The sequence below is a fragment of the Peribacillus sp. NPDC056705 genome, assembly GCF_043656335.1.
On the sequence record NZ_JBHTYI010000013.1, the window covers coordinates 1 to 22768 of the forward strand.

Annotated in this window: 22 protein-coding genes and 3 pseudogenes; 5 read left to right on the forward strand and 20 right to left on the reverse strand. The window is 39.2% G+C overall.

What is annotated here, in order from left to right:
• Positions 1-222: 222 nt before the first annotated feature.
• The 5 genes and pseudogenes from ACFRAK_RS16365 to ACFRAK_RS16385 form a co-directional block, all read right to left on the reverse strand.
• Positions 223-333, reverse strand: a pseudogene (locus ACFRAK_RS16365) (SDR family NAD(P)-dependent oxidoreductase); the annotation flags it as partial.
• 206 nt (positions 334-539) lie between these two features.
• Positions 540-1001 (reverse strand): beta/alpha barrel domain-containing protein, encoded by a 462-nt coding sequence (locus ACFRAK_RS16370; RefSeq protein ID WP_387594952.1) that lies wholly within the window; start codon positions 999-1001, stop codon positions 540-542.
• Positions 1002-1019: 18 nt separating this feature from the next.
• Entirely contained in the window at positions 1020-2045 is a 1026-nt protein-coding gene (locus tag ACFRAK_RS16375; RefSeq protein WP_387594949.1) for an LLM class flavin-dependent oxidoreductase, read from the reverse strand.
• 256 nt (positions 2046-2301) lie between these two features.
• Positions 2302-3267 carry a TIGR03571 family LLM class oxidoreductase gene (locus ACFRAK_RS16380; protein ID WP_387594946.1) on the reverse strand — a complete coding sequence of 322 codons (966 nt, stop codon included), beginning with the start codon at positions 3265-3267 and terminating at the stop codon, positions 2302-2304.
• Between the two features lie 20 nt (positions 3268-3287).
• Entirely contained in the window at positions 3288-3611 is a 324-nt protein-coding gene (locus ACFRAK_RS16385; RefSeq protein WP_048678279.1) for an ArsR/SmtB family transcription factor, read from the reverse strand.
• 382 nt (positions 3612-3993) lie between these two features.
• Here ACFRAK_RS16385 and ACFRAK_RS16390 point away from each other — a divergent pair.
• Positions 3994-4268 (forward strand): annotated as a pseudogene (locus ACFRAK_RS16390) (MocR-like pyridoxine biosynthesis transcription factor PdxR); the annotation flags it as partial.
• A gap of 161 nt (positions 4269-4429) precedes the next feature.
• On the opposite strand, the gene ACFRAK_RS16395 reads toward ACFRAK_RS16390, so the two are convergent.
• The 4 genes from ACFRAK_RS16395 to ACFRAK_RS16410 all read right to left on the reverse strand — a co-directional run bounded on the left by ACFRAK_RS16395 (position 4430) and on the right by ACFRAK_RS16410 (position 7721).
• A complete protein-coding gene (locus tag ACFRAK_RS16395) occupies positions 4430-5320 on the reverse strand; it encodes an aldo/keto reductase (protein WP_394572085.1) in 891 nt (296 codons plus the stop codon).
• Between the two features lie 255 nt (positions 5321-5575).
• Positions 5576-6292: an SDR family oxidoreductase gene (locus ACFRAK_RS16400; RefSeq protein WP_387594940.1), complete on the reverse strand. Its 717-nt coding sequence runs from the start codon at positions 6290-6292 to the stop codon at positions 5576-5578.
• A 99-nt stretch (positions 6293-6391) separates the two neighbouring features.
• Positions 6392-6880, reverse strand: a complete 489-nt coding sequence (locus ACFRAK_RS16405; protein WP_387707751.1) for a type 1 glutamine amidotransferase domain-containing protein — start codon at positions 6878-6880, stop codon at positions 6392-6394.
• 475 nt (positions 6881-7355) lie between these two features.
• Entirely contained in the window at positions 7356-7721 is a 366-nt protein-coding gene (locus ACFRAK_RS16410) for a winged helix-turn-helix transcriptional regulator (protein ID WP_098186912.1), read from the reverse strand.
• Between the two features lie 222 nt (positions 7722-7943).
• Here ACFRAK_RS16410 and hxlA point away from each other — a divergent pair, with 222 nt between their 5' ends.
• The 3 genes from hxlA (at position 7944) to ACFRAK_RS16425 (ending at position 10010) form a co-directional block, all read left to right on the forward strand.
• Positions 7944-8591, forward strand: a complete 648-nt coding sequence (gene hxlA / locus ACFRAK_RS16415; RefSeq protein ID WP_048883203.1) for a 3-hexulose-6-phosphate synthase — start codon at positions 7944-7946, stop codon at positions 8589-8591.
• Positions 8592-8598: 7 nt separating this feature from the next.
• Entirely contained in the window at positions 8599-9156 is a 558-nt protein-coding gene (hxlB, locus tag ACFRAK_RS16420; RefSeq protein WP_387594931.1) for a 6-phospho-3-hexuloisomerase, read from the forward strand.
• Positions 9157-9293: 137 nt separating this feature from the next.
• Complete coding sequence (locus ACFRAK_RS16425) at positions 9294-10010, forward strand: 3-ketoacyl-ACP reductase (RefSeq protein WP_387594928.1); 717 nt, start codon at positions 9294-9296, stop codon at positions 10008-10010.
• Positions 10011-10181: 171 nt separating this feature from the next.
• Here ACFRAK_RS16425 and ACFRAK_RS16430 read toward each other — a convergent pair whose 3' ends face one another.
• From ACFRAK_RS16430 to ACFRAK_RS16450, 5 genes and pseudogenes are all read right to left on the reverse strand, one after another.
• The gene (locus tag ACFRAK_RS16430) at positions 10182-10331 is read right to left on the reverse strand and encodes an IS3 family transposase (protein WP_394572086.1); all 150 of its coding nucleotides are present in this window, start codon (positions 10329-10331) and stop codon (positions 10182-10184) included.
• A pseudogene (locus tag ACFRAK_RS16435) lies at positions 10318-10434 on the reverse strand (transposase); the annotation flags it as partial. The pseudogene ACFRAK_RS16435 and the gene ACFRAK_RS16430, both read right to left, overlap by 14 nt.
• A 542-nt stretch (positions 10435-10976) precedes the next feature.
• Positions 10977-12053 carry a Ger(x)C family spore germination protein gene (locus ACFRAK_RS16440; protein WP_394572087.1) on the reverse strand — a complete coding sequence of 359 codons (1077 nt, stop codon included), beginning with the start codon at positions 12051-12053 and terminating at the stop codon, positions 10977-10979.
• Entirely contained in the window at positions 12050-13144 is a 1095-nt protein-coding gene (locus tag ACFRAK_RS16445) for a GerAB/ArcD/ProY family transporter (protein WP_387594917.1), read from the reverse strand. The genes ACFRAK_RS16440 and ACFRAK_RS16445 overlap by 4 nt, the downstream gene beginning before the upstream one ends.
• A gap of 20 nt (positions 13145-13164) precedes the next feature.
• Entirely contained in the window at positions 13165-14643 is a 1479-nt protein-coding gene (locus tag ACFRAK_RS16450) for a spore germination protein (RefSeq protein WP_387708172.1), read from the reverse strand.
• A 255-nt stretch (positions 14644-14898) separates the two neighbouring features.
• Here ACFRAK_RS16450 and ACFRAK_RS16455 point away from each other — a divergent pair, with 255 nt between their 5' ends.
• Positions 14899-15111 carry a hypothetical protein gene (locus ACFRAK_RS16455; protein ID WP_387708170.1) on the forward strand — a complete coding sequence of 71 codons (213 nt, stop codon included), beginning with the start codon at positions 14899-14901 and terminating at the stop codon, positions 15109-15111.
• A gap of 910 nt (positions 15112-16021) precedes the next feature.
• Here ACFRAK_RS16455 and deoC read toward each other — a convergent pair.
• The 6 genes from deoC to ACFRAK_RS16485 are packed head-to-tail and all read right to left on the reverse strand — an operon-like array spanning position 16022 to position 22749.
• Positions 16022-16687 (reverse strand): deoxyribose-phosphate aldolase, encoded by a 666-nt coding sequence (deoC, locus tag ACFRAK_RS16460; RefSeq protein WP_353871793.1) that lies wholly within the window; start codon positions 16685-16687, stop codon positions 16022-16024.
• A 14-nt stretch (positions 16688-16701) separates the two neighbouring features.
• Positions 16702-17697, reverse strand: a complete 996-nt coding sequence (locus tag ACFRAK_RS16465; protein WP_394572088.1) for a substrate-binding domain-containing protein — start codon at positions 17695-17697, stop codon at positions 16702-16704.
• A 12-nt stretch (positions 17698-17709) separates the two neighbouring features.
• A complete protein-coding gene (locus tag ACFRAK_RS16470; protein WP_394572089.1) occupies positions 17710-18687 on the reverse strand; it encodes an ABC transporter permease in 978 nt (325 codons plus the stop codon).
• Positions 18688-18705: 18 nt separating this feature from the next.
• Positions 18706-20205: a sugar ABC transporter ATP-binding protein gene (locus ACFRAK_RS16475; RefSeq protein ID WP_394572090.1), complete on the reverse strand. Its 1500-nt coding sequence runs from the start codon at positions 20203-20205 to the stop codon at positions 18706-18708.
• Complete coding sequence (locus ACFRAK_RS16480) at positions 20153-21712, reverse strand: FGGY-family carbohydrate kinase (RefSeq protein WP_394572091.1); 1560 nt, start codon at positions 21710-21712, stop codon at positions 20153-20155. Before ACFRAK_RS16480 ends, ACFRAK_RS16475 begins: the two co-directional genes overlap by 53 nt.
• Positions 21713-21714: 2 nt before the next feature.
• A complete protein-coding gene (locus tag ACFRAK_RS16485; protein ID WP_387707224.1) occupies positions 21715-22749 on the reverse strand; it encodes a galactitol-1-phosphate 5-dehydrogenase in 1035 nt (344 codons plus the stop codon).
• Positions 22750-22768: the final 19 nt, after the last annotated feature.

Genomic DNA, 22768 nt, shown 5'->3' on the forward strand with positions numbered 1-22768 from the left:
TTTTTATATTAATATTATTAATTCCACAAGGGGGCTGTCCGATAAGTCCATAAAATAAAGCAAGTGGAGAAAAATAGGTTGTTTTTCTCCACTTGCTTTGGAATTTTTATAATCTTTTTCTGAAAGTAGTTGGCGCTTGTCATATGGTTTGAAAGTAGGGGATAGTTGTCTTTTGAAGTCTTTTTTTCCTTATATTAATTTACTACTTCACCACGGCCACAAATTACAACATTGGTTGGTGCCTTCCTTGGCAAACGCGACAGCAATTGCTTTTCCAATACCTTTACTGCCGCCTGTCACGAGTGCTTTTTTATCTTTTAATCCCAGGTTCACTTTAGAGATACAATCCTTTCTATGGGCGTCTATTGTTGATTATATATTAACAATAATTTCTAGTCATAAACAAATGAACTATGGCTGATTTTCTGCTCTAATACTCAATAAAGGAGGGAAACCACTAAGATGGTTTCCCTTTAAAATATTCCGTCTTGTTTAGTATAAGGTATATTCTTATACTTGCTGAGCAAGGACAATTATCATCATGATTTCCATTTTTTGTTGAACAATTCAAGGAAGCAGAGATGAAATGAGATAAGTGAACTCCTTATACAATAGGAAGCCAGGGATGCCAGTATAGTGCTCCCACATTTCATCAGAAATAGCCAGTTCTTTTTGATCTTTTTTAGATAATGTTGTAAGGATTTCGTCTTCTTCACTGGCTTGTACTTTTGTACCCACTGAGGTCCCATTATCAATTCCCTCCCTAAAGCGATTAAAGGTACACCTATTGCAAATGCTTTCATCACTTCATCGGGTGTCCGCAGCATCCCAACACCCATCACAGGAACACGATCGCCGACATGCTCATGGATCATAACAACTAGGGATGTCTGATTGTTATCATCACAGATTGATCCGTTCCAAAAGCCGCCGACAGAAATATGGAGATAATCCAGGTCCTGGTCCGCTAACTTGTCCACTAATTGCAACGTTTCTTCCATGGTGATGCCAGTTTTGACCTATTTTAGCTGAGTAATTTCTGCCAATATTTCATAGGAATGGAGGCGGGCCTTATGATCGTAAACCTGGGCGATTGCCATAATTTCATCGGCTTGACTTTCATCCAGAACCTTTTCCAGCTTTTCTTTTACGATTTGAGGACTGCCGACAATCGAAGTTCCTAATTGATTCTCAAGGGCAGCTATTTCATAGTCGCTCGCTATATCATTAATATTATCCACTGGCGGCTGCAATGGGACTTCCTTCCCGCGCATCAAATTCAAGAACTGCTGCTGCAATGTTGTAGCGAGCCGCTCAGCTTCTTGATCTGTATCGGCCGCAATGATGTTTAGCCCTACCATTGCATGCGGCTTGTCCAGTACTTTAGAAGGCTTAAACGAACGGCGGTACAGCTGGATAGCCGGCAGTGTGTTATGCGGCGAGAAATGGCTCGCAAATGCAAACGGCAGTCCAAGCTCTCCTGCCAGTTGGGCACTGTATCCGCTCGAACCTAACAGCCAAATAGGTATGTTTAATCCCTCACCCGGAATTGCTCTAACATGACTATATCCTTGTGCCAGGGAAGGGTCAAAGTAATTCCGGAGCTCAGCCAGCTGCTCAGGGAAATCTTCCCCTGAACTTCTCAAGTCACGTCTTAATGCACGTGCGGTAAGCTGATCAGTGCCTGGTGCACGGCCCAAGCCAAGATCAATACGTCCTGGATATAATGATTCCAGAGTACCAAATTGCTCAGCAATAACAAGAGGTGCATGATTCGGCAGCATAATGCCGCCTGAACCTACCCGGATTTTTGATGTACCTGCTGCAACATGGGAAATGACTACCGATGTTGCAGAACTGGCGATAAATGGCATATTATGATGCTCAGCGAGCCAATATCGGTTATACCCCAGCTTTTCAGCGAGCCGGGCCAGCTCCAAAGTATTGCGAAAAGAATCAGCCGGCGTCCTTCCATCTGCAATTGGAGAGAGATCCAGGACCGAGAATGGAATATCCGTAATTTGTTTTGTATGATTTTCAGGCATATGCTCATCTTCTTTCTTTAAAAATTTCGTTTCAAACCTATAAAAGAATTTACAGGTTGTATTCTTTGTCTTCTTTTACTGCTTCAATCTAAATCACATTAATTTAACTGATTTAATATCTGCAGAAAATACATCCTTTAATCCTTTATTAGACTAGACACTGTTTAAGTTACTGCAGCCTGAGCCAAAATTTCATAAGAGCGCAGCCGTGCCTCTCTTTGTCATAATTCTTCCTGCTTTTATACAATTCAATTTTTTAAAGCTGGCCTGTACCTTTATGGGTTGGAAAGTAGGGTAAAACAAATTCTCCAAGTTCCTGGATTACTTCCTCTGGAGGGCGCTTGGAAAAATACAGAACAAACGCCAAATGGTTGACACCAATCGCTTGAAATTGATGAAGTAGATCAACTAAACGGTTTCTTCCCACGGAATAGCCTAAGGGTATGGGTACAGGCATTTCATCGGGATTTTCCAATAAATTGATGAACAAGCTTTGAGAGAAGGGTTTAAAATCTCCTGGAGCATGAACTTCAGTTAAAGCACGATAATCCTGGATAAGCTGCGCCTGTTGAATAATGCTTCTTGGGTATTGAAGCCACCCATCCCCATTCCTGGCTATCCAATTGATAGACTGATTGCTAAATCCAGTCACCATGGTCGGAATCGAAGATACAGGCTTTGGGATTAACCTCATATCTGTACCATCGATAAGCCCGGCGTGGCTGTGGATTGTCGGCTGGTCCTCTTTTAACAGCCGGTCGAGAACTTCGAAATTTTCTTTAAATAACGGACCGCTTTCTTGCTTAGATATCCCTAAAGCTGTAAAGTCTTTTTCCCTGTCCCCTGATGCCACTCCCATAATCAATCGACCTGGAAACAATTGATCGATTGATGCAGCTTCCTTGGCTACCCTGACGGGGTGGCGCAAAGGGAGAACTACACTTCCTGTCACTAACGCAATGTGCTTCGTATAGGCAGCAAGATACGTCAAATAAATCCATAAATCGAACTTTTGGCCGTTATCATCAATATTCAAATTCTGCATCGTAATATCACGGAGCCATAATGAAGCAAAGCCATATTCCTCAATTTTACGGGCAAGCTCCAGCTGATTCTCCATAATCGGATTTTTAGACATCCTGGCAGTCGGGAGGATAAATCCGAGTGTCATTTTGTCTTTCTGGTACATGCTGTTATAGGCACGATGATTTTGAAAACTCACTCTTGCTCCTCCTTAAAAGGTTATATTTTTAAGCCTATATACTTTTCAAACTGTTTAATGGTTTCCTCATTGCGTCGATAATAAGTCCATTGTCCGATTCGTTTCATTTCCACCAGACCGCTTTGTAATAGGATAGATAAATACTGGGAGGTAGTGGACTGTGATAGTCCTACTTTGCTGCGAATATCACTAACACAAACCCCGCCATCAAAGCCCTTTTCTTTGATGACATGGGCCTGCGGGGAAAAGTTATTATCAGGTTCTTTCAACATTTGCAGAATATTTACTCTGATTTGATTTGACAGAGCCTTGAAAATTTCAACTGCCTGTTCGTCATTTATCATATTTGATTCCCGATTCAACGGTGCCCGCCCCTTTCTGTCTTATTAAAATCTATTTTGCTTGGAATGCGTATAAACTAATCGAACAAAAGGAAATCGATAATTTGCGATATCTCTATATTATTTTCCTTTATACCCAAAATCAAATTTTATGCTTTAGACAGGGCTAGGAAAAGGCTTTAAAGGAACTACACAAATTAGCTTAGAGAACAGGTGGTAAAGAGATGAGGATTATTTTGCCCATCTTTTTAATGGTTTGAGTTGGTATATAGCTTTGAAAATCAAGGCTTTAAAAGCATAGGTGAAGAACCTTCTGATGAAGATAATGTTATAGATGACGATACAATGTCTATGGATTTTGTTGCTTCGTTTGGAATCCTTGTAAACAACGTTTTCGAATAAGGGTTATTTAACAGGTTTACACCTAATTGTTGAATGGAAAGATTCCCATTTTTTAAAGTTACTAGAATAAATCGAAAAATTTGGAGTTAAATTTATCCAGTAGAAAATCATACTATAGAAAAAGGGAAACATCCTAATCGAATTATTTTAGGGTTTGGGCATCAAAAAATGAAGAAATAAAAGAAGGCGTAATCAGATTTATATCAAGCAATATATAACGGTAAATCCAAAAGTAACAGCCGAACTTCCTTAGAGTAGGAAATCGGCTTTTTTGATGTCGAATTTTGCTTAGCGTATGTTTTCCGCGTTTTGCTACCGGAACTCCTATATGCATTAAGATCAAAATTCTACACAGTTTTTTTGAAATTTCTATTAGATGGTCAGCAACTCCAACAATATTCCCTCTTTAAAGTGTATTTTCAAATAATATCCAATGGCATTTTCCTAGTAGGTTTAGGAAATACTTGATCAATTCTACTGAGATCTTCTTCAGTAAACTCAATTGTTGCTGCTTCAGCATTTGCTAAAACATGTTCATCTTGAACTGCTTTTGGAATAGAGATGACGTTTTTCGAACGGATGGTCCAAGCAAGAGCGATTTGTAATGGTTGGACATTGTATCTGTCAGCAATATCATGAATAGTTGGATCGTTTAAAAGCTGTCTTATTAAAGAGCCTCCTTGAGCAAGGGGACTGTAGGCCATGATTGGCATGTTTTGTTCACGCTGCCATGGTAAGAGATCGAAGTCGATTCCTCTCGAACCTAAATGGTATAGCACTTGGTTAGTTACACAATTTTTTCCATTTTTAGTATTCCATAGCTCTTCCATATTAACCGTGTCAAAATTAGAGACGCCCCATCTTAAAATTTTCCCTTCTTCACGTAGTTTTTCCATTCCTTCAATTGTTTCCTCTAAAGGAACACGTCCTCTCCAGTGGAGAAGATATAAGTCCAAGTGGTCTGTTCCGAGTCGTTTTAAGCTGTTTTCACATGCTTTTGAAATCATATTTAAACCTGCATGATGGGGATACACTTTTGAGACTAAAAAGACTTCATTTCTGCGTCCTTTAATGGCTTCGCCAACTAAGCGTTCAGAATCGCCATTTCCGTACATTTCAGCAGTGTCAATAAGTGTCATGCCTAATTCTACGCCGAGCTGCAAGGCTTTTATTTCTTTGTCTCTCACTTGGGGATTTTCCCCCATGTACCATGTTCCTTGTCCTAAACAAGGTAAAGAAGTGCCGTCAGATAGGGATACCACGTGTTTGGCTAATGCATTTTTAATTTCCGCTCTTCTCTTTTCATCCATTAGGCTCGACCCTTTCTTTTATGTATTTGGGTATCATAGAAGTAGAATGTTAACGTCTCTTCGTATACTGCGCATATATTTAGAATTTCCGTAACCAACAAAGCCATTCTTTATTGCATGATATGGCCATTTCTGCTTCCGTCTGTGCAAAAAAAACAAAGAAAGTGAGGATGGTCTGTAAGTGACTGACACTTTGAGTCAACCTCACCACTTCTATTCTAAATCAATTTATCAATCGACTTTGATATCAATGGATTAGATCAGATGAGCTCCTCCATCGATAAGAACCGATGTGCCAGTTGTAAATCCATTTTTCGCTAGGTAAACATAGGTTTCAGCTATATCTTTAGGTTGAGCAACACGTCCAACTGGTAATTGCTTAGCGATCCCATGGTACATAATTTGTCTTTCATCTTCTGGCATTCCGCCGTAAAGAGGAGTGTCAACGATACCAGGTGATACCACGTTTACTCTGATAGGTGCCAGGTCTACTGAAAGTCCTCGTACTAATCCATCGATTGCTGAATTAATGGAAGCTAGAGTCGTTGCACCTTGAGGAGGACGCACACCATATACACCAGAAGTTAATGTAATAGAACTTTCATTATTCAAGTATGGAAGAGCAGCACGAACCGAAATATACTGCCCCCAGAACTTACTATCAAAAGCCTCTCTTACTGTTGCAACAGGCAGTTCGCTAAAGTGACCCATTGCTCCTTCACCTGCAGTAACCACTAGGTGATCAAATTTTCCAACCTTCTTGAAAAAGCTAGCAACCTTTTCCTCGCTGCGAAAGTCGATTTCATAGCCCTCTACGTTACCACTAAGCTTCACTTTTGCGTCAGATAATTTTGAAGCAGAACGGCTAGCAATAATGACTTGAGCGGATTCATCGATAAACGCCTTAGCAGCGGCTAAACCAATACCAGATGTACCTCCTAAAACAACCACTCTTTTTCCTTTTAATGACAACGCAATTCCTCCTTTATTCATACGTTTGTTTAACCAACTTGCGGATTCTGATTAAAGAATCCGCAAGTTAGATATATTTTAGTTTATACATCACCATTGTTATTTAGCTAAAAGTTTCAGTGATTCACAATTGAATGCTGGAATATCTTTTGGTTCTCGACTTGTTACAATATTTTTGCTGATGACAACTTCTTCGTCTTTATAATTTGCACCAGCATTTTTCAAATCGTTGCGAATGGATGTATAACCAGTGATGTCGACACCTTTTAAAAGGTCTGTATCGATTAACACTTGTGGTCCATGACAAATGGTAAAAACGGGTTTTTCGTCTTGGATAAATGCTTTTGCGAATTCCCCAAAACGAATGTCTTTACGCAATAAATCGGGGGAGAAACCACCAGGGATAAGCAACACATCAATTGATTTATCAATTTTTACGGTTGTGCCTTTTTTACCAGTTACTTCGTTACCTGATTGTTTGTCAATCGTGATAACTTCATGACCAGCTTCTTTAAAGGCTTGTACTGGTTCAGTGTACTCCACATCTTCAAATAGGTTTGTTATAAGCGTAGCGATTTTTTTGCTCATGCTCATTAACCTCCTTAAAATCATAGAACAGAACTAAAAATATTCATTTTCGTACCATGTTCTGATTATCTTCATTAGAAGTTGATTTTATCTCCGTTGTAAGCCGCAATATAGATTTTTTTCATATCCTCCACCGATACTTCTCGTGGATTGGACGGAGTACAAGGATCCTCAAAAGCTCCTGCTGCCATCTGGTTCAGGTGTTTTTCAAATTCTGCTTCTCCCACACCAAATTTACTGTACTGTTAATGGCATTTTTTCATCATCTCACCTGAAAATATGTATTATTCTTGATTCCTTACTATAAAACAGTTCAGCTAAAATCCTTTACAACACAGGAATATTATTTACCTTTTTCCAGAATGTACTCCTTAATTTCCTTTATGAACTGGATCATTGCAAATAAAAAGACCACAAGTCTTGACTTATTAAAAGTCTACTTGTGGTTTTTAATCCCCTCTTTTTAGAACGATTGCTATTTAATAGGTGCACTTTTATTGGCAGGAGTATCCATCACATTCTCCATATAGTTTTTACCCCATTCATACATGGAATCGAGTATTGGCATTAAGCTTTTTCCTTGTTCGGTCAATGAATATTCCACTTTTGGCGGAACAACAGGATAGACTTTTCGTTCAACAATGAGGTCTTCTTCTAGCTCGCGTAATTGGTTAACAAGCATTCGTTGGGTAATGCCCGGCATAAGGGCCTTCAGCTCACCAAATCGCTTCGTTCCCTCTTTTCCTAAATGCCACAAAATCAGCATTTTCCATTTACCGCCAATAACATAAAGCGTTAATTCTTTTTCACAGTTAAACATTTTTTCCTGGATACGTGACATTTGTTTCACCTCCACTTCTATATAGAATAACACATAGTATACTTTTTAACACTATGTAACAATAAAGTGCGTACTTTCACACTTTTAACATACACATTATACTAACACTGTACCATTGTTAACAAGAGCATTGGTTACAGTTGCCAGGAGAAACGAAAGTGAGCAATGAGCATAATTACTACTGTGCAACAAACTTAAAAAATTCTGAGGAGTGAAACATAGATGGAATTACAATTAGCATTAGATTTAGTCAACATTCCAGAAGCAATCGAATTGGTAAAAGAAGTAGAGGAGCATATTGATATCGTAGAAATCGGAACACCGGTTGTAATCAACGAAGGTCTCCATGCTGTAAAGGCAGTAAAAGAAGCATTCCCTAACTTAAAAGTATTAGCTGACCTGAAAATTATGGATGCTGCTGGATATGAAGTGATGAAAGCTTCCGAAGCAGGTGCTGATATCATCACTATTCTTGGAACGGCTGAAGATATGTCGATTAAAGGTGCTGTAGAAGAAGCGAAAAAACAAGGTAAAAAAGTCCTTGTCGATATGATTGCGGTAAAAGACCTGGCTGGACGTGCTAAAGAAGTGGATACTATGGGCGTGGATTATATTTGTGTTCACACGGGCTACGACCTTCAAGCAGTCGGAAAAAATTCTTTTGAAGATCTTCAAACCATCAAAAGTGTGGTTAAAAATGCTAAAACGGCCATCGCAGGCGGCATTAAATTAGAAACACTTCCAGAAGTCATTAAAGTAAATCCAGACCTTGTCATTGTAGGCGGCGGGATTACTGGACAAGCTGATAAAAAAGCTGCTGCTGCCAAAATGCAACAAATGATCAAAGAACAAACGGTTACAGCAGGTTAATCCTAAGATGCAGACGACTCAATATGTAGCAGAAATCTTAAAAGAGCTTAATCATTCAGCTGACTTAATCGCAGATGAAGAAGCTGAAAAACTCGTCAACGGGATACTTGAATCGAAAAAGGTTTTTGTTGCCGGTGCAGGCAGATCCGGATTCATGGCCAAATCCTTCGCCATGCGGATGATGCATATGGGAATTGATTCTTATGTAATCGGTGAAACTGTAGCTCCCAACTTTGAAAATGAGGATATCTTAATCATCGGATCCGGATCCGGGGAAACAAAAAGCTTAGTCTCCATGGCTGAAAAAGCAAAAAGCATTGGTGGTAAAATTGCAACTGTCACGATATTTCCTGAATCCACTATTGGACAGTTAGCCGATATCACCATTAAATTGCCTGGATCCCCGAAAGACCAATCAGAGGGCGATTATAAAACCATCCAACCAATGGGCTCACTATTTGAGCAGACCCTTTTACTTTTTTATGATGCCGTCATCTTGAGATTCATGGAGAAAAAGGGTTTAGATACCAATAAGATGTATGGCAGACATGCCAACCTTGAATAAAACATAGTTCTAAGAATGTAATAACCAAAAGACCGCAGACAAACTAAAGAAACTTTGCGGTCTTTTGGTTAGTCTTTAAAACATTATTTTGTTATTATTAACAATTGTTCTAAAATTTTTTAAAAAGGAATGATAGCATGATTTCATTAAAAGGAAAAACTGCTTTAATTACTGGGGCAGGCAGAGGAATCGGGCGTGCTACTGCGATTGCTTTAGCAAAAGAAGGAGTTCATTTAGGATTGATTGGATTAACGATGTCAAATCTTGAAAAGGTAACCGCGGAACTAGAGCAATATGATGTGAACGTTTCAGCAGCAACAGCAGATGTAGCCGATCTTGAAGCAGTTCATCATGCTGTCGAACACATCAAATCAGACCTAGGTTCTATTGATATTTTAATCAACAATGCAGGTATAGCTAAATTTGGCGGTTTTCTTGATTTAACTCCTGAAGAATGGGAAAACATCATCCGAGTAAACTTGATGGGTGTATATAATGTAACAAGAGCCGTTTTACCTGATATGATTGAAAGAAAATCAGGAGATATTGTGAATATCTCCTCAACTGCGGGCCAAAAAGGAGCACCTGTTACAAGTGCTTACAGTGCTTCTAAATTTGCTGTTTTAGGACTAACGGAATCACTCATGCTAGAGGTAAGAAAGCATAATATCCGTGTAACGGCTTTAACACCAAGTACAGTTGCAACTGATTTGGCCATTGAAACCAATCTTATTAGTGGAAATCCTGAAAATGTTATGCAATCAGAGGATTTAGCAGAGCTGCTCGTAGCCGGGTTAAAGCTTCATCCAAGAGTCCTAGTAAAGACTTCAGGATTATGGTCAACTAATCCTTAATTTGAGAAGCGATCGACTCTTCTTGTCTATATTGGTTAAGAAGTTGGAACCTAGTTGTAAAGTGTACCCTTTGTAAAGGACATTTTAAAAAAAGTGATTAGGCAGCCTAAGAAGATGATCTCTGTATTGTGGAGTGACCCCAATCAAATAGACAGAAATAAAAAAGACCAATTAAGCAACCTGAGTTCTATATTGATATGGACTCAGGTTGTTTAATTTTTTCTGGAAGCTATGATGGTTATAGAATCGAATATACATACTTACAGCACCTCGAACCTCTTCAGAGGTACCGAAAGAGTAAACGGTCTTCTGATACGCCATACTCGCCGTATAATTCTTTGACCGAATCACCCGAGTGATAAAGATCTACAATAGTCTTCTTGAATTCATTATTATATTTTTTACCTGTATTCTTACGTTCCAAGACGGACACATCCTCTCAAAAATCATTGTAAGGACTTAACTAAAATGTGTCCATGAAACTACTAGATCCAACTATTAACTTAATCTGTTATTTTTGATCACAAAAAAACTTGCAAATTCAGACCCTAAAATGGCCCAATTTCTACAAGCTGAACATCCCCCATTATCCTACCAATTATTTAGTATAAAATGGTATAGCCAATATTATCTTATGAGCACGTTTGATCATGTTACCCTAGGGTGCATCAGCTCCCAAGCTACTGTTTGACAATTTTTGTGTTTTTGATTTGCATCAAATTTATATAGAAGGTGCTTAGGATTTTACCTATTAACAGAGAAACTAAACAATAATAAAAACAAGGGAAAAGCATACCGCTAGTATATTATGTTTATGCTTTTTATTTAGAGCTCATATTCTTCTTGCCTTTTCTGCAAAATATAGTCCATTTACTTGAACTAAATTGAAAGGGTGGAAAAAAGAGGAGCGCCTCAAGGGGACGATTTTAGATCCTTTTGGGTCGCTCCCTTTTTTGACGTCACTTTTTATTCGGTGATGCCGGTGTTCACAATACGAACCTTCATATCAAATTCAACAGGAACGGTTGGGTAGCGTTCTTTCCATGCTTCATTATCAAAGTTCCGAAAATGGCTCCGGACTTTTTCGCCGATTCCGAGCGGATCAACCTTTAGCTCCTGAAATTTTCTCATCATTTTTTCCGCTCTTTTCGTCGTCTCTTTGCTCCATTCCTGCTCCACTTCTTTCATGGTGTTCCCTTTTTTTAACACGCTGGAAGCATCTTTAACCTCTCCTATCACCGAGACATGAACCGACACCCGTGGATTGTCTTGGCTGCCGGACACTTTATATTTCACTTTGGATCGAATATTTTCAGTAGCAATGTACTTTTTATTTTTGAAGCTTATTTCATATGTGCCTGTTTTAGTCTTTTCGTAAAAGAGTTTAAATGCATAACTGTCCTTATTGGAAAGCTCTCCTACGTAGAGATTATCCTTAAAAAGAGCGAGACCCTTATATTGAATATGATCGTCTTTTTTCCCGATAATAGGTAGAAAAGGATCTTGTTCGAACCCGTCATATTGATTCAGGAAAGCATGAACAGTTGGCTGAGGAACAATATCTTTCAGATTTCTCTCCATGAAATCGGAAAGATATTCAGCAGATGTTGGCGCATTAGGATAATCAAAAGTTAACAGCTCCTCTACGCTGCCGTCCACGACCGCCATGTAAACATCTCTGCCAATATCGGTAGAGCGTCCAAGCGGATCAGTAAGCTCGGCGATTCCGTGTTTTGCCAGCTCTTTACTAATCAAAAAATTTTGCAAACGTCCCGTGGCGAGCTTTCTTTGGGCCTCCATCTGCTGCTGTTGTAAGATGTCTAGAATGGTATGTCCGACCCCCGTAAAGAAGGCATTGAGCGGCTTAACATCTATCCCCGCAGGATAAAAAGGAGCGGCGGCTGTTCCCTTCATCCGTTCCCCGTCCACATAGTCATAACCAATGGCGGAAACGTGCTGGATATCTTCAAGTATCTTTGTTTCAATGGAATAATTAAACAGCAAGATGAGCGTAAAGATGATCCAAAAGAGGTACTTTTTCATGTCGTTCGCCTCATTTTACTTTTAATCATTTGGAAAAAGAAGAGAAATGGAATGTAGGCATAAATGACGTAAAGACTCACGAAGCCAATTATTGTATTTAGCTGCTCGATCTGCTCGCGGGTTTTCAAGAGAACAGCCGCCACAGCTGTCATGATGAGTACTACAATAAGGCTATGTTTTTGCTTCACGCTAAACAGCTGCTTCAGTCCTCTCGTGCCGGCCCAAATAAGCAAACAAACACTATTAAGTACGTTAAACAGCCAAAGGGAAAGCCCCATAAACTCAAACCTTTCAAGAAAAGGAAAATCAGCAATTTTCCAAAAAGTTAATGTCGGCCAAATCGACTCAAGTAATTGAGCCTTAGTAAAGTACATAAGGGAAACGATCATTATTACTAAATAACTAAAAGTACTGAACGCCGCTCCATAATGTACCCACTTTTGCGAGCGTGGAGCATCTTTTATAAAAGGATAAAAGAAAAAAAGTGTTTCAAATCCCGTTAAACTATACGTCATCTTTTTAGAGGCGGATAAGAACTCAACTGCGGTATGATCCAAAATAGGCAAAAGATGAGAAAAATGCACGTGCCGTAAAGGGAACTCTAACATTATAAAAAATATAGGAGTCGTTAAGATGAAACTTAGGAAGCAAATCCCAACAACGACTCGAAAGCCTCCGATTACATACACATAAACGAGCGAAGAGACAATCAGGGCCATATACCATGTTTCCAATTGAGGAAAGATCCAGACTTGAATCAATTCGATATAATTACGGAACACAGAGACAGCCAAAGTCAGCAAATAAACAATCAAAGCCAAACTGAAGAGCCCTCCAAGCCCTTTTCCAAACAGTTCCTTGTGGATAACAGTAATATCATTCGTTCCTTTATTTAATATTTGATAAATCATCCACAAGACAATATGGATCGAGAGACCGGCGATAATAACAGCAATCCAGGCATCATTGCCCACGACTTTAACAATATACCGTTGAAAGCTGAAAACGCTCAAGCCAAATTGCCCCGCGACAATAAGATAAAAAACAAAGAAAGGAGAGACTTTCCGGCTCTCCGGCGGTAAGGGCAGCATACAGCACCTCCATATGCAAATTAGTCGTCAATATCCCATTCTTTTTTTTGCGAAGCCTCCTGCTGAAATCTCTCACGGTCTTTTGCTCTTATTTGGAGGGGACGTAGTGCTTGCTTGCTGAACGGCAGTCGAATAATAGAGTCTTTGAAATCCTCCACGCGCAAAGGATAGAGCGGCTCAAGAAAAGGACGACCAAGAGAGGTCAACTTTAATAAATGAGACATAAGAAAAGCAAAGCAAACGGCGACACCGACAAGGCCTAGCAGCTGGGCAAGCAGGATAAAAGGAAATCGAATCAAGCGGATCGCGTTGCTGAGCTGGTAGATAGGAGTAGTGAAAGAAGCAAGCGCGCCTGTGGCCACGACAATAAGAAGTACATTACTTGTCAAACCTGCTTGTACAGCCGCTGTTCCGAGCACAATCCCGCCTACAATCCCAATCGTTTGGCCAATCTTTGTCGGCAGCCGAGCGCCTGCCTCCCGCAAAAGCTCAATCGCCAATTCAAGGAGAATAGCTTCCAAAAAGGGTGGAAATGGAATACTGCCCCTTGATGTAATCAGCAAGCTCAGGACATCCCGGGGGATCATTTCATAATGATAAGTTAAAACGGCTACATAAGTAGATGAGGCTAAAACAGAGAAAATAACCGCAAAGAGCCGGAGAAGCCGGAAAGCGGATGCGACATTCCAAATGGAAAGATAGTCCTCAAATGCCGCGAAATATGTAACTAATGATACGGGACCTGATATTGCAGTGGGCGATCCGTCCGAAAAGATGGCGACTTTCCCTTCAGCTAGGACTGCGGCAAGCCGATCAGGCCTCTCTGTGTCGAGTAACTGTGGGAATGGCGAGTTTTTATTATCGGTGATCATTTGGCTGAGAAACGAACTGTCGGCAACTTCATCGTATTCAATCCCTTGAATCCGCTGAATGACCATATTCACGTTTTCCGGGTCAGCGATTCCATTCACGTAGACGACCGCGACCCGGGTTTTTGATAACTTTCCGACCATCAGTTCTTTTACCTGCAGCTCGAGAATCGGCAGGCGTTTACGCACGAGATTTAAATTTGTATCGAGTGATTCAACAAAAGCTTCCTTCGGCCCAACCACTGAGTATTCCGTTTCCGGAGTGGCTACTTGCCGCTTTTCGACGGCTAGTGCCGGAACAGGCAGGCAGACAGGCTGCCCTTCTTTTTTGTAAAAAATCAAATTTCCGGTCATTAATTTATCTTGAATATCCGATATATTGTCTGTAATAGAAAGATTCTCGATTGATAGCTTTTCTTTTATTTCTCCTAAAGTATAAAGCTCATCTTCTTTAACTGTAGGGAGAATATCGTGGTGAATAATCTCTGGTTTAACTAAAGTTTTAAAATAGGCAATGAAAAAGGGAGAGTTTTCATGAAGCCTGAAAGTAAGAAAGTCTGCTGACTCTCCGCACGCTGTTAATAGCTTGGCAAGCTCGCTTTTTTGAAAAGCTGAATCTGTTTTCCGCATTGGAAATTTAACCTCCCTTTGATATTGCTCTGGGGAAAAGTAAATTCAATAATTTTAATATGGGTATAGCAAACAAATCTTATACACTTATCAAATGCGAATAACAATAAGGGAGAGTTACCTAGGTAAACTACACATGAAAAGAAGATATGTATTTTAATAAAAAATCTTAGTAGCAATTGGAATAAAGATCTTCACTTGCAAGAACCCATTTTGAATGTCGCTCTAGACCAACTACTAGATGAGGAAAACAAGGTGATCCTAACCCCTGCAATCCAGCTCACATCATTACTTCATATGCTTAAGAACACAATTATGAGGGCATTAAGGGGAATTAAGGAAGCATTGTTAAGAAGTGTAGGTAAGGTCAGCCAGTTATATCTGGTTGAACAATTTTTATATCGATATATGATAACGGTAGCCGGGATAGAACGTTCCTGCCCGTGGGGCTTGGACCCCGTCAACTAAACAGTTCGCCCCCTAAAGAAAGTCTATGCGATCCATTTGTGGAAATCAGATGTGTTTGGAGAGCATCAAGAAAGGAACTCTTCTCATGACATTAGAGTTTTTTTCTCTTTTTTGTGGCTGTTTATTTAGAAATAGAAAAGTAACGTAATTCATCTATAATACGTATAGACTTAATCTTATGGATTGTGGGATTATTAAAAGTGAGAAATACAGGTATGCATAAAAAGTCCATCCATACGGTCCAGGCCTATAAGTGAGAACTTATTCAATTTATCAAATAATTACTCACTTATTCGGAGGAAATCAATGTAGACTTGAATAAGTTTAGAGAAGTTTTTACTGAACTTTGTATTCCAATTGAAATGAGCGCTCTTAAAAAACCCATTTCGAAATTGGTTTAAAAATTGAAGAAATGAAAAATAGTCCAGATTTAATAAATAATATTTCCACACATACATCTAATTCATGTATGTTTACTTACCTTCTTCTTTTTATAAAGAAAAAGATAAAAGAGTGAGAACAAATCATCTGGATGACTTGTTTTCACTCTTTTTTCAAATAATCCCTATTGTCTTCCTGAGCCTAGCATGAATTTGCTACATATCTTTATCTTTATATATTTTTACAATTTTATAAAACCAACCTTCGGTAAAGGCCAAATCGGCTTAAAAGCTGTCAATGTGTTAAGACCCCTTCTGGTTTGAAATTATTAAAATGTGGATAGTTAAACAAGAAGCAAAAACTGCCCTATTGAAAAACCTTTTAAAATTGGTGAGATAGGAAACTACTATTCTTACTGGTCCAAAACCTCACAGTAAACTTTCGAATCATATAATGAAAAGGTATAAGCTAACTTCTTAAGAAAGTAGCTTCTATTTATAAGATTCACTAATCTTTATTCCTTTATTAATTAATAGTCAGGAGTGGCTACTTTTCCAGTAAATATTTGGACACCTGAACTAGACCCTATTCTTGTTGCCCCGGCCTCTACCATAGCTTCTATATCTTGAAGGTTTCGGACACCCCCTGAAGCCTTAACTCCGATATTTGGCCCTACAGATTTCCTCATTAAAGCTACATCCTCAACAGTTGCTCCGTGTAGGGAAAATCCTGTTGAAGTCTTAACATAGTCGGCTCCAGCTTTTACTGAAATTTCACAAGCCCGCACTTTCTCTTCATCTGTTAACAAGCAAGCTTCTATAATGACTTTCACAATGGTCTTTTTATTTACAGCTTCTACAACGGAACGGATATCTCGCTCTACGAGTTCATCGTTTTTATCTTTCAAAGCACCAATATTTATGACCATGTCGATTTCTGTTGCTCCATTCTCCAGTGCATTTTTTGTTTCAAATGCTTTTGTTTCAGGAGTATTTGCACCTAATGGAAAACCAATAACCGTACAAACCTTTATATCTGTATCTTGTAAGATTTCGGCTGACTTCGCTACCCAAGTTGGATTAACACATATGGAGGCAAATCCAAATTCTTTTGCTTCTTCACAAAGCTTAATAATATCTTCTTTCTTTATTTCCGGTTTAAGTAAGGTATGGTCAATCAATTTTATTTCTTTCAATTCATTTACCTCCATTATTTTACTTCCGCAAATTTTTTCGAATCATCTTCATAGTTCGTTACATTCTTTTCATCAATTAAGCCTGTCTCTGCATTCATTACTTTTTCAACGTCTTCTCCATTCCCGGTTTTGATTGCTGTTTGGATAGCAAGTGTCCCGAGGGAAATCGGATCGTTGATAACTGTTGCATGAAACGTGCCTGCTTCAATTTTTTTCACTGCTTCCATTAACCCGTCGATTCCAACAATTTTAACATCTTTCAGTTTTCCTGCCTGCTCTAATACTTTCATTGCGCCAAGTGCCATATCGTCATTATGAGCGTATACCAGTTTTACATCCGGATGAGCCTGCAGTAAATCCTGCATGGATGAAACGGCTTTTGCCCGTATATACTCACTGTAAGGACCTTCAATAATCTTAATTCCCTTTTCTTTCTCTACAACTTCATGAAATCCATCATGACGAGCCTTCATAACTGTGCCACCAGCGTCCCCTTGTAATTCAATAACCTTACCAGTAGCTCCTTTACCGCCTAGAAGCTCAACGGCTTTTTCACCAGCAAGACGACCCATTTCTACATTATCCCTGCCAATATAAGAAACGACGTCTTCTTTTGTTTGACGATCCACTGTAATAACTGGTATACCCGCTCTTTCAGCTGCTTTTAATGCGGGTGCTACAGCTGATGGATTGACCGGATTAATGAGCAAAATATTGATTCCTTTTGTAATGAGAGATTGCACATCTGTATTTTGTTTTTCTATATCATTTTGAGCGTCCACTACAATTAATTCGGCGTTCTCTTTTTTAGCTTCTGCTTTAGCTCCATCAACCAATGATGTATAAAAAGGAGATTCAAGAGTTGCCTGTGAGAAACCAATCACTAATGATTCACCATCTCCATCTTTACTTGTGCTTGAACCAGAGTCCTTTGCTGCACCACCTCCACATGCCGTTAACGTAAACGTAAGTGCTATTGCCACTAAACCTGTCATCCACTTTTTATTCAAATTAAACACCCCTTATTTTTTATTAATGATATATTGGTTCATAATTAATGCTAGTACTATGATTAAGCCCATGAATATAGATTGGTAGTAAGATGATAAACCTAACAGGTTGAAGATATTGACGATCATGCTCATGATCAGTACACCAATGAAAGTTCCACCTATGCTACCTTTTCCGCCCATTAGGCTTGTTCCACCTATGACAACTGCCGCAATAACATCTAACTCAAGACCAGTACCGGCCGTTGGTTGTCCGACGGTTAGCCACGCGCTCATGAGAATACCGGCCACTGCCGCTAACAACCCTGCGATTACGAAACACCATGTAACATACTTCTCAACTGGAATACCCGAGAGTCTAGATGATTCTTCATTTCCGCCTACTGCATATATTTTTCTTCCGAATGTTGTGTATTTTAAAATCACCAGGGCTACAATCGTTAATGCAATCCAAACTACCGCGGTGAATGGAATCTTTCCAAAAACATTTCCGCCCAATGCAATAAAACCTTCCGGGAGATCGTATATTGGCTCTCCATTTGTTGATAGTAAGGCAAGTCCTCTTGCACTTACCATCATGGCAAGAGTTGCGATGAAGGCAGGAACTTTAAATTTAGTGGAAACAAATCCATTTACGAAGCCCAAAAAGGCTCCCGCTATAAGTGTAATGACTATGGCTAGTATAGGATTCATTCCTGTACCGAGCAAAATCGATACTAACATGCCTGCTAGCGCTAACACTGCTCCAACAGATAAATCAATACCAGCAACTAATATGACAAACGTCATTCCAATACTAACGATTCCTACAAAAGAAGACTGTTGAAGAAGGTTAAGTAAATTTTGTACAGAAAGAAATTGATTAGATAGTATGCTGCCAATCAGGATGAAGCCTAAAAAGATAAAGAAAAGATTATACTTCTTTAAAGTATTCTTAATTGAAGGGGATTTTGTTTGCTTTGCTTGAGTTACTTCCATATTTGCATTCATAGTACGCCTCCTTTTGTATTAACCAGATACGGCGATATTCATAATTTCGCTTTTATAATTGGAAGGATGCGAAAATTCCTTGATCAACTTACCTTCAAACATTATTAGTACCCTGTCACAAACGGTGAGTAGTTCTTCAATTTCTGATGTTGCCATTATTATGCTAGTCCCTTGATTTGAAAGTTCCTTCATAATGCTATAAATTTCGTCTTTTGCTCCTACATCGATTCCTTGCGTAGGTTCATCGAATAGTAGAAGTTTGGATTTCTTAATGAGCCACCTGGAAATTATGACTTTTTGCTGATTGCCCCCGCTTAGGTTCCTCATGGGCACATCACTACCGCTTGTTTTAATATTTAATTTCTTAATCATTTCTTGCATAACCATTTTCATTTGCTGTTGTTTTACAAAACTTCGCTTAGAAAAGGTGTGAAGGGAAGGCAGAAATGCATTTTCTAAAATGGATAAGTCCAGGTTAGCTCCTTCAGTTTTTCTATTTTCCGGCACAAGTCCCATGCCAGCATCCACTGCTTTTTTTGGAGAGGATATGCTCTTTTTCATCCCATCCATCTTCAGTTCCCCTGCTTGTATCGGATCTGCTCCGTATATCGCTCTTAGTAATTCTGTCCTTCCAGAACCCACCAGTCCGTATAATCCAACGATTTCTCCTTTACTTACTGAAAAAGAGACGTCTTGTATTTTATGATTTGTAAACCCTTTCACTTTTAAGAATTCTTCCCTATTTATTTCTGTATGGACCTTATCCTTTTTTTCAATAGAACGTCCGGTAATGTGGCGGATTAAATCAGGCTGTGCGAGGTTCTTCATCTCATCTGTGATAACCCATTTTCCATTTCTAAGAACGGTTACCCTGTCTCCCACAGCGTATAATTCTTCGAGTTTATGAGAAATATAAACAATCGTATACCCTTGTTTTTTTAATAGTTTTATAACATCATATAGTTTTAACACTTCATCATTGGACAAAGCGGTTGAGGGTTCATCCATGATTATTATTTTGCATTCTGTTGCTATGGCTTTTGCGATTTCCGTCATTTGTTTTAAACCCATACTGGCTTTAGATGTTTGCATGGTAGGTGATACAGATAATCCTAGTATAGAAAATAGTCTTTTTGCCTCTTCATTGATCTTTCTCCATTTTACAAAGCCTCCATTTGGCTTTAGATAGTTTCCAAGGAAAATATTTTCCGCTAAACTCAATTCTTCTACTAGGGAGAGCTCCTGATAAATAGTTGAGATTCCAAGAGACATACTATCAACAGGTGTTTGAATCGTTACCGGCTTTCCTTCTAACCTTATCTCGCCTTCATCTTTTGTATAGACACCTGATAAGATTTTCATTAAAGTAGATTTTCCAGCTCCATTTGCCCCAATTAGACAATGTACTTCTCCTTTTTTTAGAGTGAAGTTTACATTTTGTACCGCTTTCACACCTGGAAAAGATTTAGACACTTGCTTCATTTCGAGTATGTTGCTCACTCTGGTCACCCCCTCCATTTTTCAATTGTTTCATAATAGGAAATAATACCTGATTTAAATGTAAATAGTTTTCAAATAACATATCGTATTTTTTTGTTTTCTCCATATTTGGGTAATAGGTTTTTTCCATCTCTACCATAGATATCGACGCATCCTTCAAGGTGGAATGGAATCCTAGACCGTATGAAGCGATAATGGCCGCTCCTTTTGAACCGGTCTCAATATCTTTAGGAATCGAGATAGGAAGTCCAATGACATCACTTATGATTTGCATCCAGCAAGCATTGTGTGTTCCACCACCCCCTGCAATGATTCTTTCAACTGGGATCGAAGAATGATTCATGGTTCGGATTACATTTTTTGTACCAAACGCAATCGCTTCAAGAATGGCTCTATAAATGTGATATTTGTTATGTGATAGTGTAAGGCCAACAAAGGCACCAGTAGCATATGGTGTCTTATATGGCGTTCGATTCCCTTTCCAACTATCTAAAACGAGCAACCCTTCACAACCTGGATCAATCTTATTGATTTCCATTTCAAGTTCTTTGTATATTTCTTTTTTGTCCGTCCGGTGTCCATAAAACTCTTGTAGAAACCATGAAATGATAGAGCCGCATGATAATTGACCACCTTCAAGAAGCCAGTGTTCCTCAAGAAGCGGTGAATCATAAGGACCCCAAAGTGACTCATTAAAAACCGGTTTATCGTGGTGCATTAAGTGAACAAAACTTGTACCCGTAATCATACTGAGCTGACCAGGTTCAAGAGCCCCTGAGCCAATCATACCGATATGAGCATCGATACCTCCTTGAAAAACCGGTACTCCTGTAACCAAGCCTAAATACTCCGCTGCACTTGATGTTATGTTTCCTACTTGATCACCGACTCTCAGAACGGTTGAAGGCCAGTGTTCAGTAATGCCTTCAAGACCTATTTCCTTGAAGAAGGATTCAGAAAATCCCTCTAATCGATCAACATAATTCCATTTACAGCTGGCATTACATTTCGATGCCACAAGCTCTCCTGTTAATTGATAATTGATCCAATCAATTTGTTCGACGATTCTTTTACCTGTTAAGTCATAATGCTTTTTCAACCATAAGGATTTTGTAGTCATCCACTCAACTGATGTTTTCTTGCCAGAGAATAGCAGATGATTTTCCACTTGAAAATGCTGATTACTATTAATCTCCTCTTCTTCAGCTGTAGCCCGCTGATCCATCCAGCATTGTGCTGGGGTTAGCGGATTCAAGCTTTCGTCTGTTAAGACAACGGTTGAAGAGGTAGCACAAAGGGATATCCCTTTTATCATTTTTGAATCGACCGCTCGAGTAACGTATTGCATGGCCTTCTGCAGCGCTCCCCACCAATCGTTCGCATTTTGTTCGGAATACCCATTTTTTCTGTGGTATGTTGGATAAGAGGCGCTTGCCGTATAAACATGCTTTCCTTCTACCGTGTAGACACCAACTTTTAAGGACTGTGTTCCAAAATCAATACCTAGTACAATATCGTTCTTCATAATTATTCTCCGGGGTAAAGCAAAATTTTATTAAAAACGATTTCTTTGTTTTTTATTTTTTTAAACACAGCTGGTGTTTCGTCTAAATCAAAACGATGGGACACAATTTCTTCTGTTTTGATCTTCCCTTGTGCCATACTCTCAATCACATATGACCATTCCTTACCAGGGAAGGGATCGGAAAAAGAATTCCAAGAGCCGTGAATACCAATTTCATATCGTAATAGACGATCAACTGTTTTAGCAGAGAGGGTTAATGGCTGATTAGAGATTCCAAGAAATACAACACGTCCCATTTTCCCAGTAATCAAGACCGCTTGATCTTGTGCAATGGCTGAGCCTGATGTATCAATAACAAAGTCCACATGAGTGTCCCCTAATACCTCTGCTATATTTTCCCTTTTCGAATTGACGACACGATCTGCTCCTAGCTTTTTGGCAATTTCAAGTTTTTCTTCGAAAATGTCCACTGCAATTACTTCTTTCGCGCCCATTTCACGTGCGAATTGAACCGCAAACATACCGATTGCTCCAAGTCCCATAACGACAGCAGTATCACCTTTTTTTAAGTTTCCTCTCCAAAGACCATGAACAGCATTGGCAGCTGGATCAACCATCGCTCCTGCATCATACGAAATGGTATCTTCAAGTTTCAGGATATTTGCTTTCCCTACTTTTATGAAGTTCGCCATTGCACCATCTGTTCTTGAACCGTAATAGTTGTATGTATCGCATAAACCAAATTTTCCTTGGTTACAATAAACGCACTTCATACAAGGTTCTAATGGAGCAATTGTTACACGATCCCCGACGGACCATTCCATAGCTTTTGACCCACATTCTACTATTTGTCCTGAAAATTCATGTCCTAATGTTAATCCTTTATAATAAGCACCTTTTGTTAGAGCTCTAGGTATATCAGATCCACAAATTCCAATCGCCTTCACCTTAATCAATACTTCTGTTTCTGAGATTGAAGGTAACTCTACTTCCTCTACCTGTAAATTACCTGGCTCGTACAATTTAACTGCTTTCATGATGTTCCCCCCATTTAAA

What these genes read in the sequence shown, in the direction of transcription:
- ACFRAK_RS16370 (WP_387594952.1), bottom strand. Translation starts at nt 1,001, where the DNA reads ATGGAAGAAACGTTGCAATTAGTGGACAAGTTAGCGGACCAGGACCTG.
- ACFRAK_RS16375 (WP_387594949.1), bottom strand. Translation starts at nt 2,045, where the DNA reads ATGCCTGAAAATCATACAAAACAAATTACGGATATTCCATTCTCGGTC.
- ACFRAK_RS16385 (WP_048678279.1), bottom strand. Translation starts at nt 3,611, where the DNA reads ATGATAAATGACGAACAGGCAGTTGAAATTTTCAAGGCTCTGTCAAAT.
- ACFRAK_RS16395 (WP_394572085.1), bottom strand. Translation starts at nt 5,320, where the DNA reads ATGGATGAAAAGAGAAGAGCGGAAATTAAAAATGCATTAGCCAAACAC.
- ACFRAK_RS16405 (WP_387707751.1), bottom strand. Translation starts at nt 6,880, where the DNA reads ATGAGCAAAAAAATCGCTACGCTTATAACAAACCTATTTGAAGATGTG.
- ACFRAK_RS16410 (WP_098186912.1), bottom strand. Translation starts at nt 7,721, where the DNA reads ATGTCACGTATCCAGGAAAAAATGTTTAACTGTGAAAAAGAATTAACG.
- hxlA (WP_048883203.1), top strand. Translation starts at nt 7,944, where the DNA reads ATGGAATTACAATTAGCATTAGATTTAGTCAACATTCCAGAAGCAATC.
- hxlB (WP_387594931.1), top strand. Translation starts at nt 8,599, where the DNA reads ATGCAGACGACTCAATATGTAGCAGAAATCTTAAAAGAGCTTAATCAT.
- ACFRAK_RS16425 (WP_387594928.1), top strand. Translation starts at nt 9,294, where the DNA reads ATGATTTCATTAAAAGGAAAAACTGCTTTAATTACTGGGGCAGGCAGA.
- ACFRAK_RS16430 (WP_394572086.1), bottom strand. Translation starts at nt 10,331, where the DNA reads ATGGCGTATCAGAAGACCGTTTACTCTTTCGGTACCTCTGAAGAGGTT.
- ACFRAK_RS16440 (WP_394572087.1), bottom strand. Translation starts at nt 12,053, where the DNA reads ATGAAAAAGTACCTCTTTTGGATCATCTTTACGCTCATCTTGCTGTTT.
- ACFRAK_RS16445 (WP_387594917.1), bottom strand. Translation starts at nt 13,144, where the DNA reads ATGCTGCCCTTACCGCCGGAGAGCCGGAAAGTCTCTCCTTTCTTTGTT.
- ACFRAK_RS16450 (WP_387708172.1), bottom strand. Translation starts at nt 14,643, where the DNA reads ATGCGGAAAACAGATTCAGCTTTTCAAAAAAGCGAGCTTGCCAAGCTA.
- ACFRAK_RS16470 (WP_394572089.1), bottom strand. Translation starts at nt 18,687, where the DNA reads ATGAATGCAAATATGGAAGTAACTCAAGCAAAGCAAACAAAATCCCCT.
- ACFRAK_RS16475 (WP_394572090.1), bottom strand. Translation starts at nt 20,205, where the DNA reads ATGGAGGGGGTGACCAGAGTGAGCAACATACTCGAAATGAAGCAAGTG.
- ACFRAK_RS16480 (WP_394572091.1), bottom strand. Translation starts at nt 21,712, where the DNA reads ATGAAGAACGATATTGTACTAGGTATTGATTTTGGAACACAGTCCTTA.
- ACFRAK_RS16485 (WP_387707224.1), bottom strand. Translation starts at nt 22,749, where the DNA reads ATGAAAGCAGTTAAATTGTACGAGCCAGGTAATTTACAGGTAGAGGAA.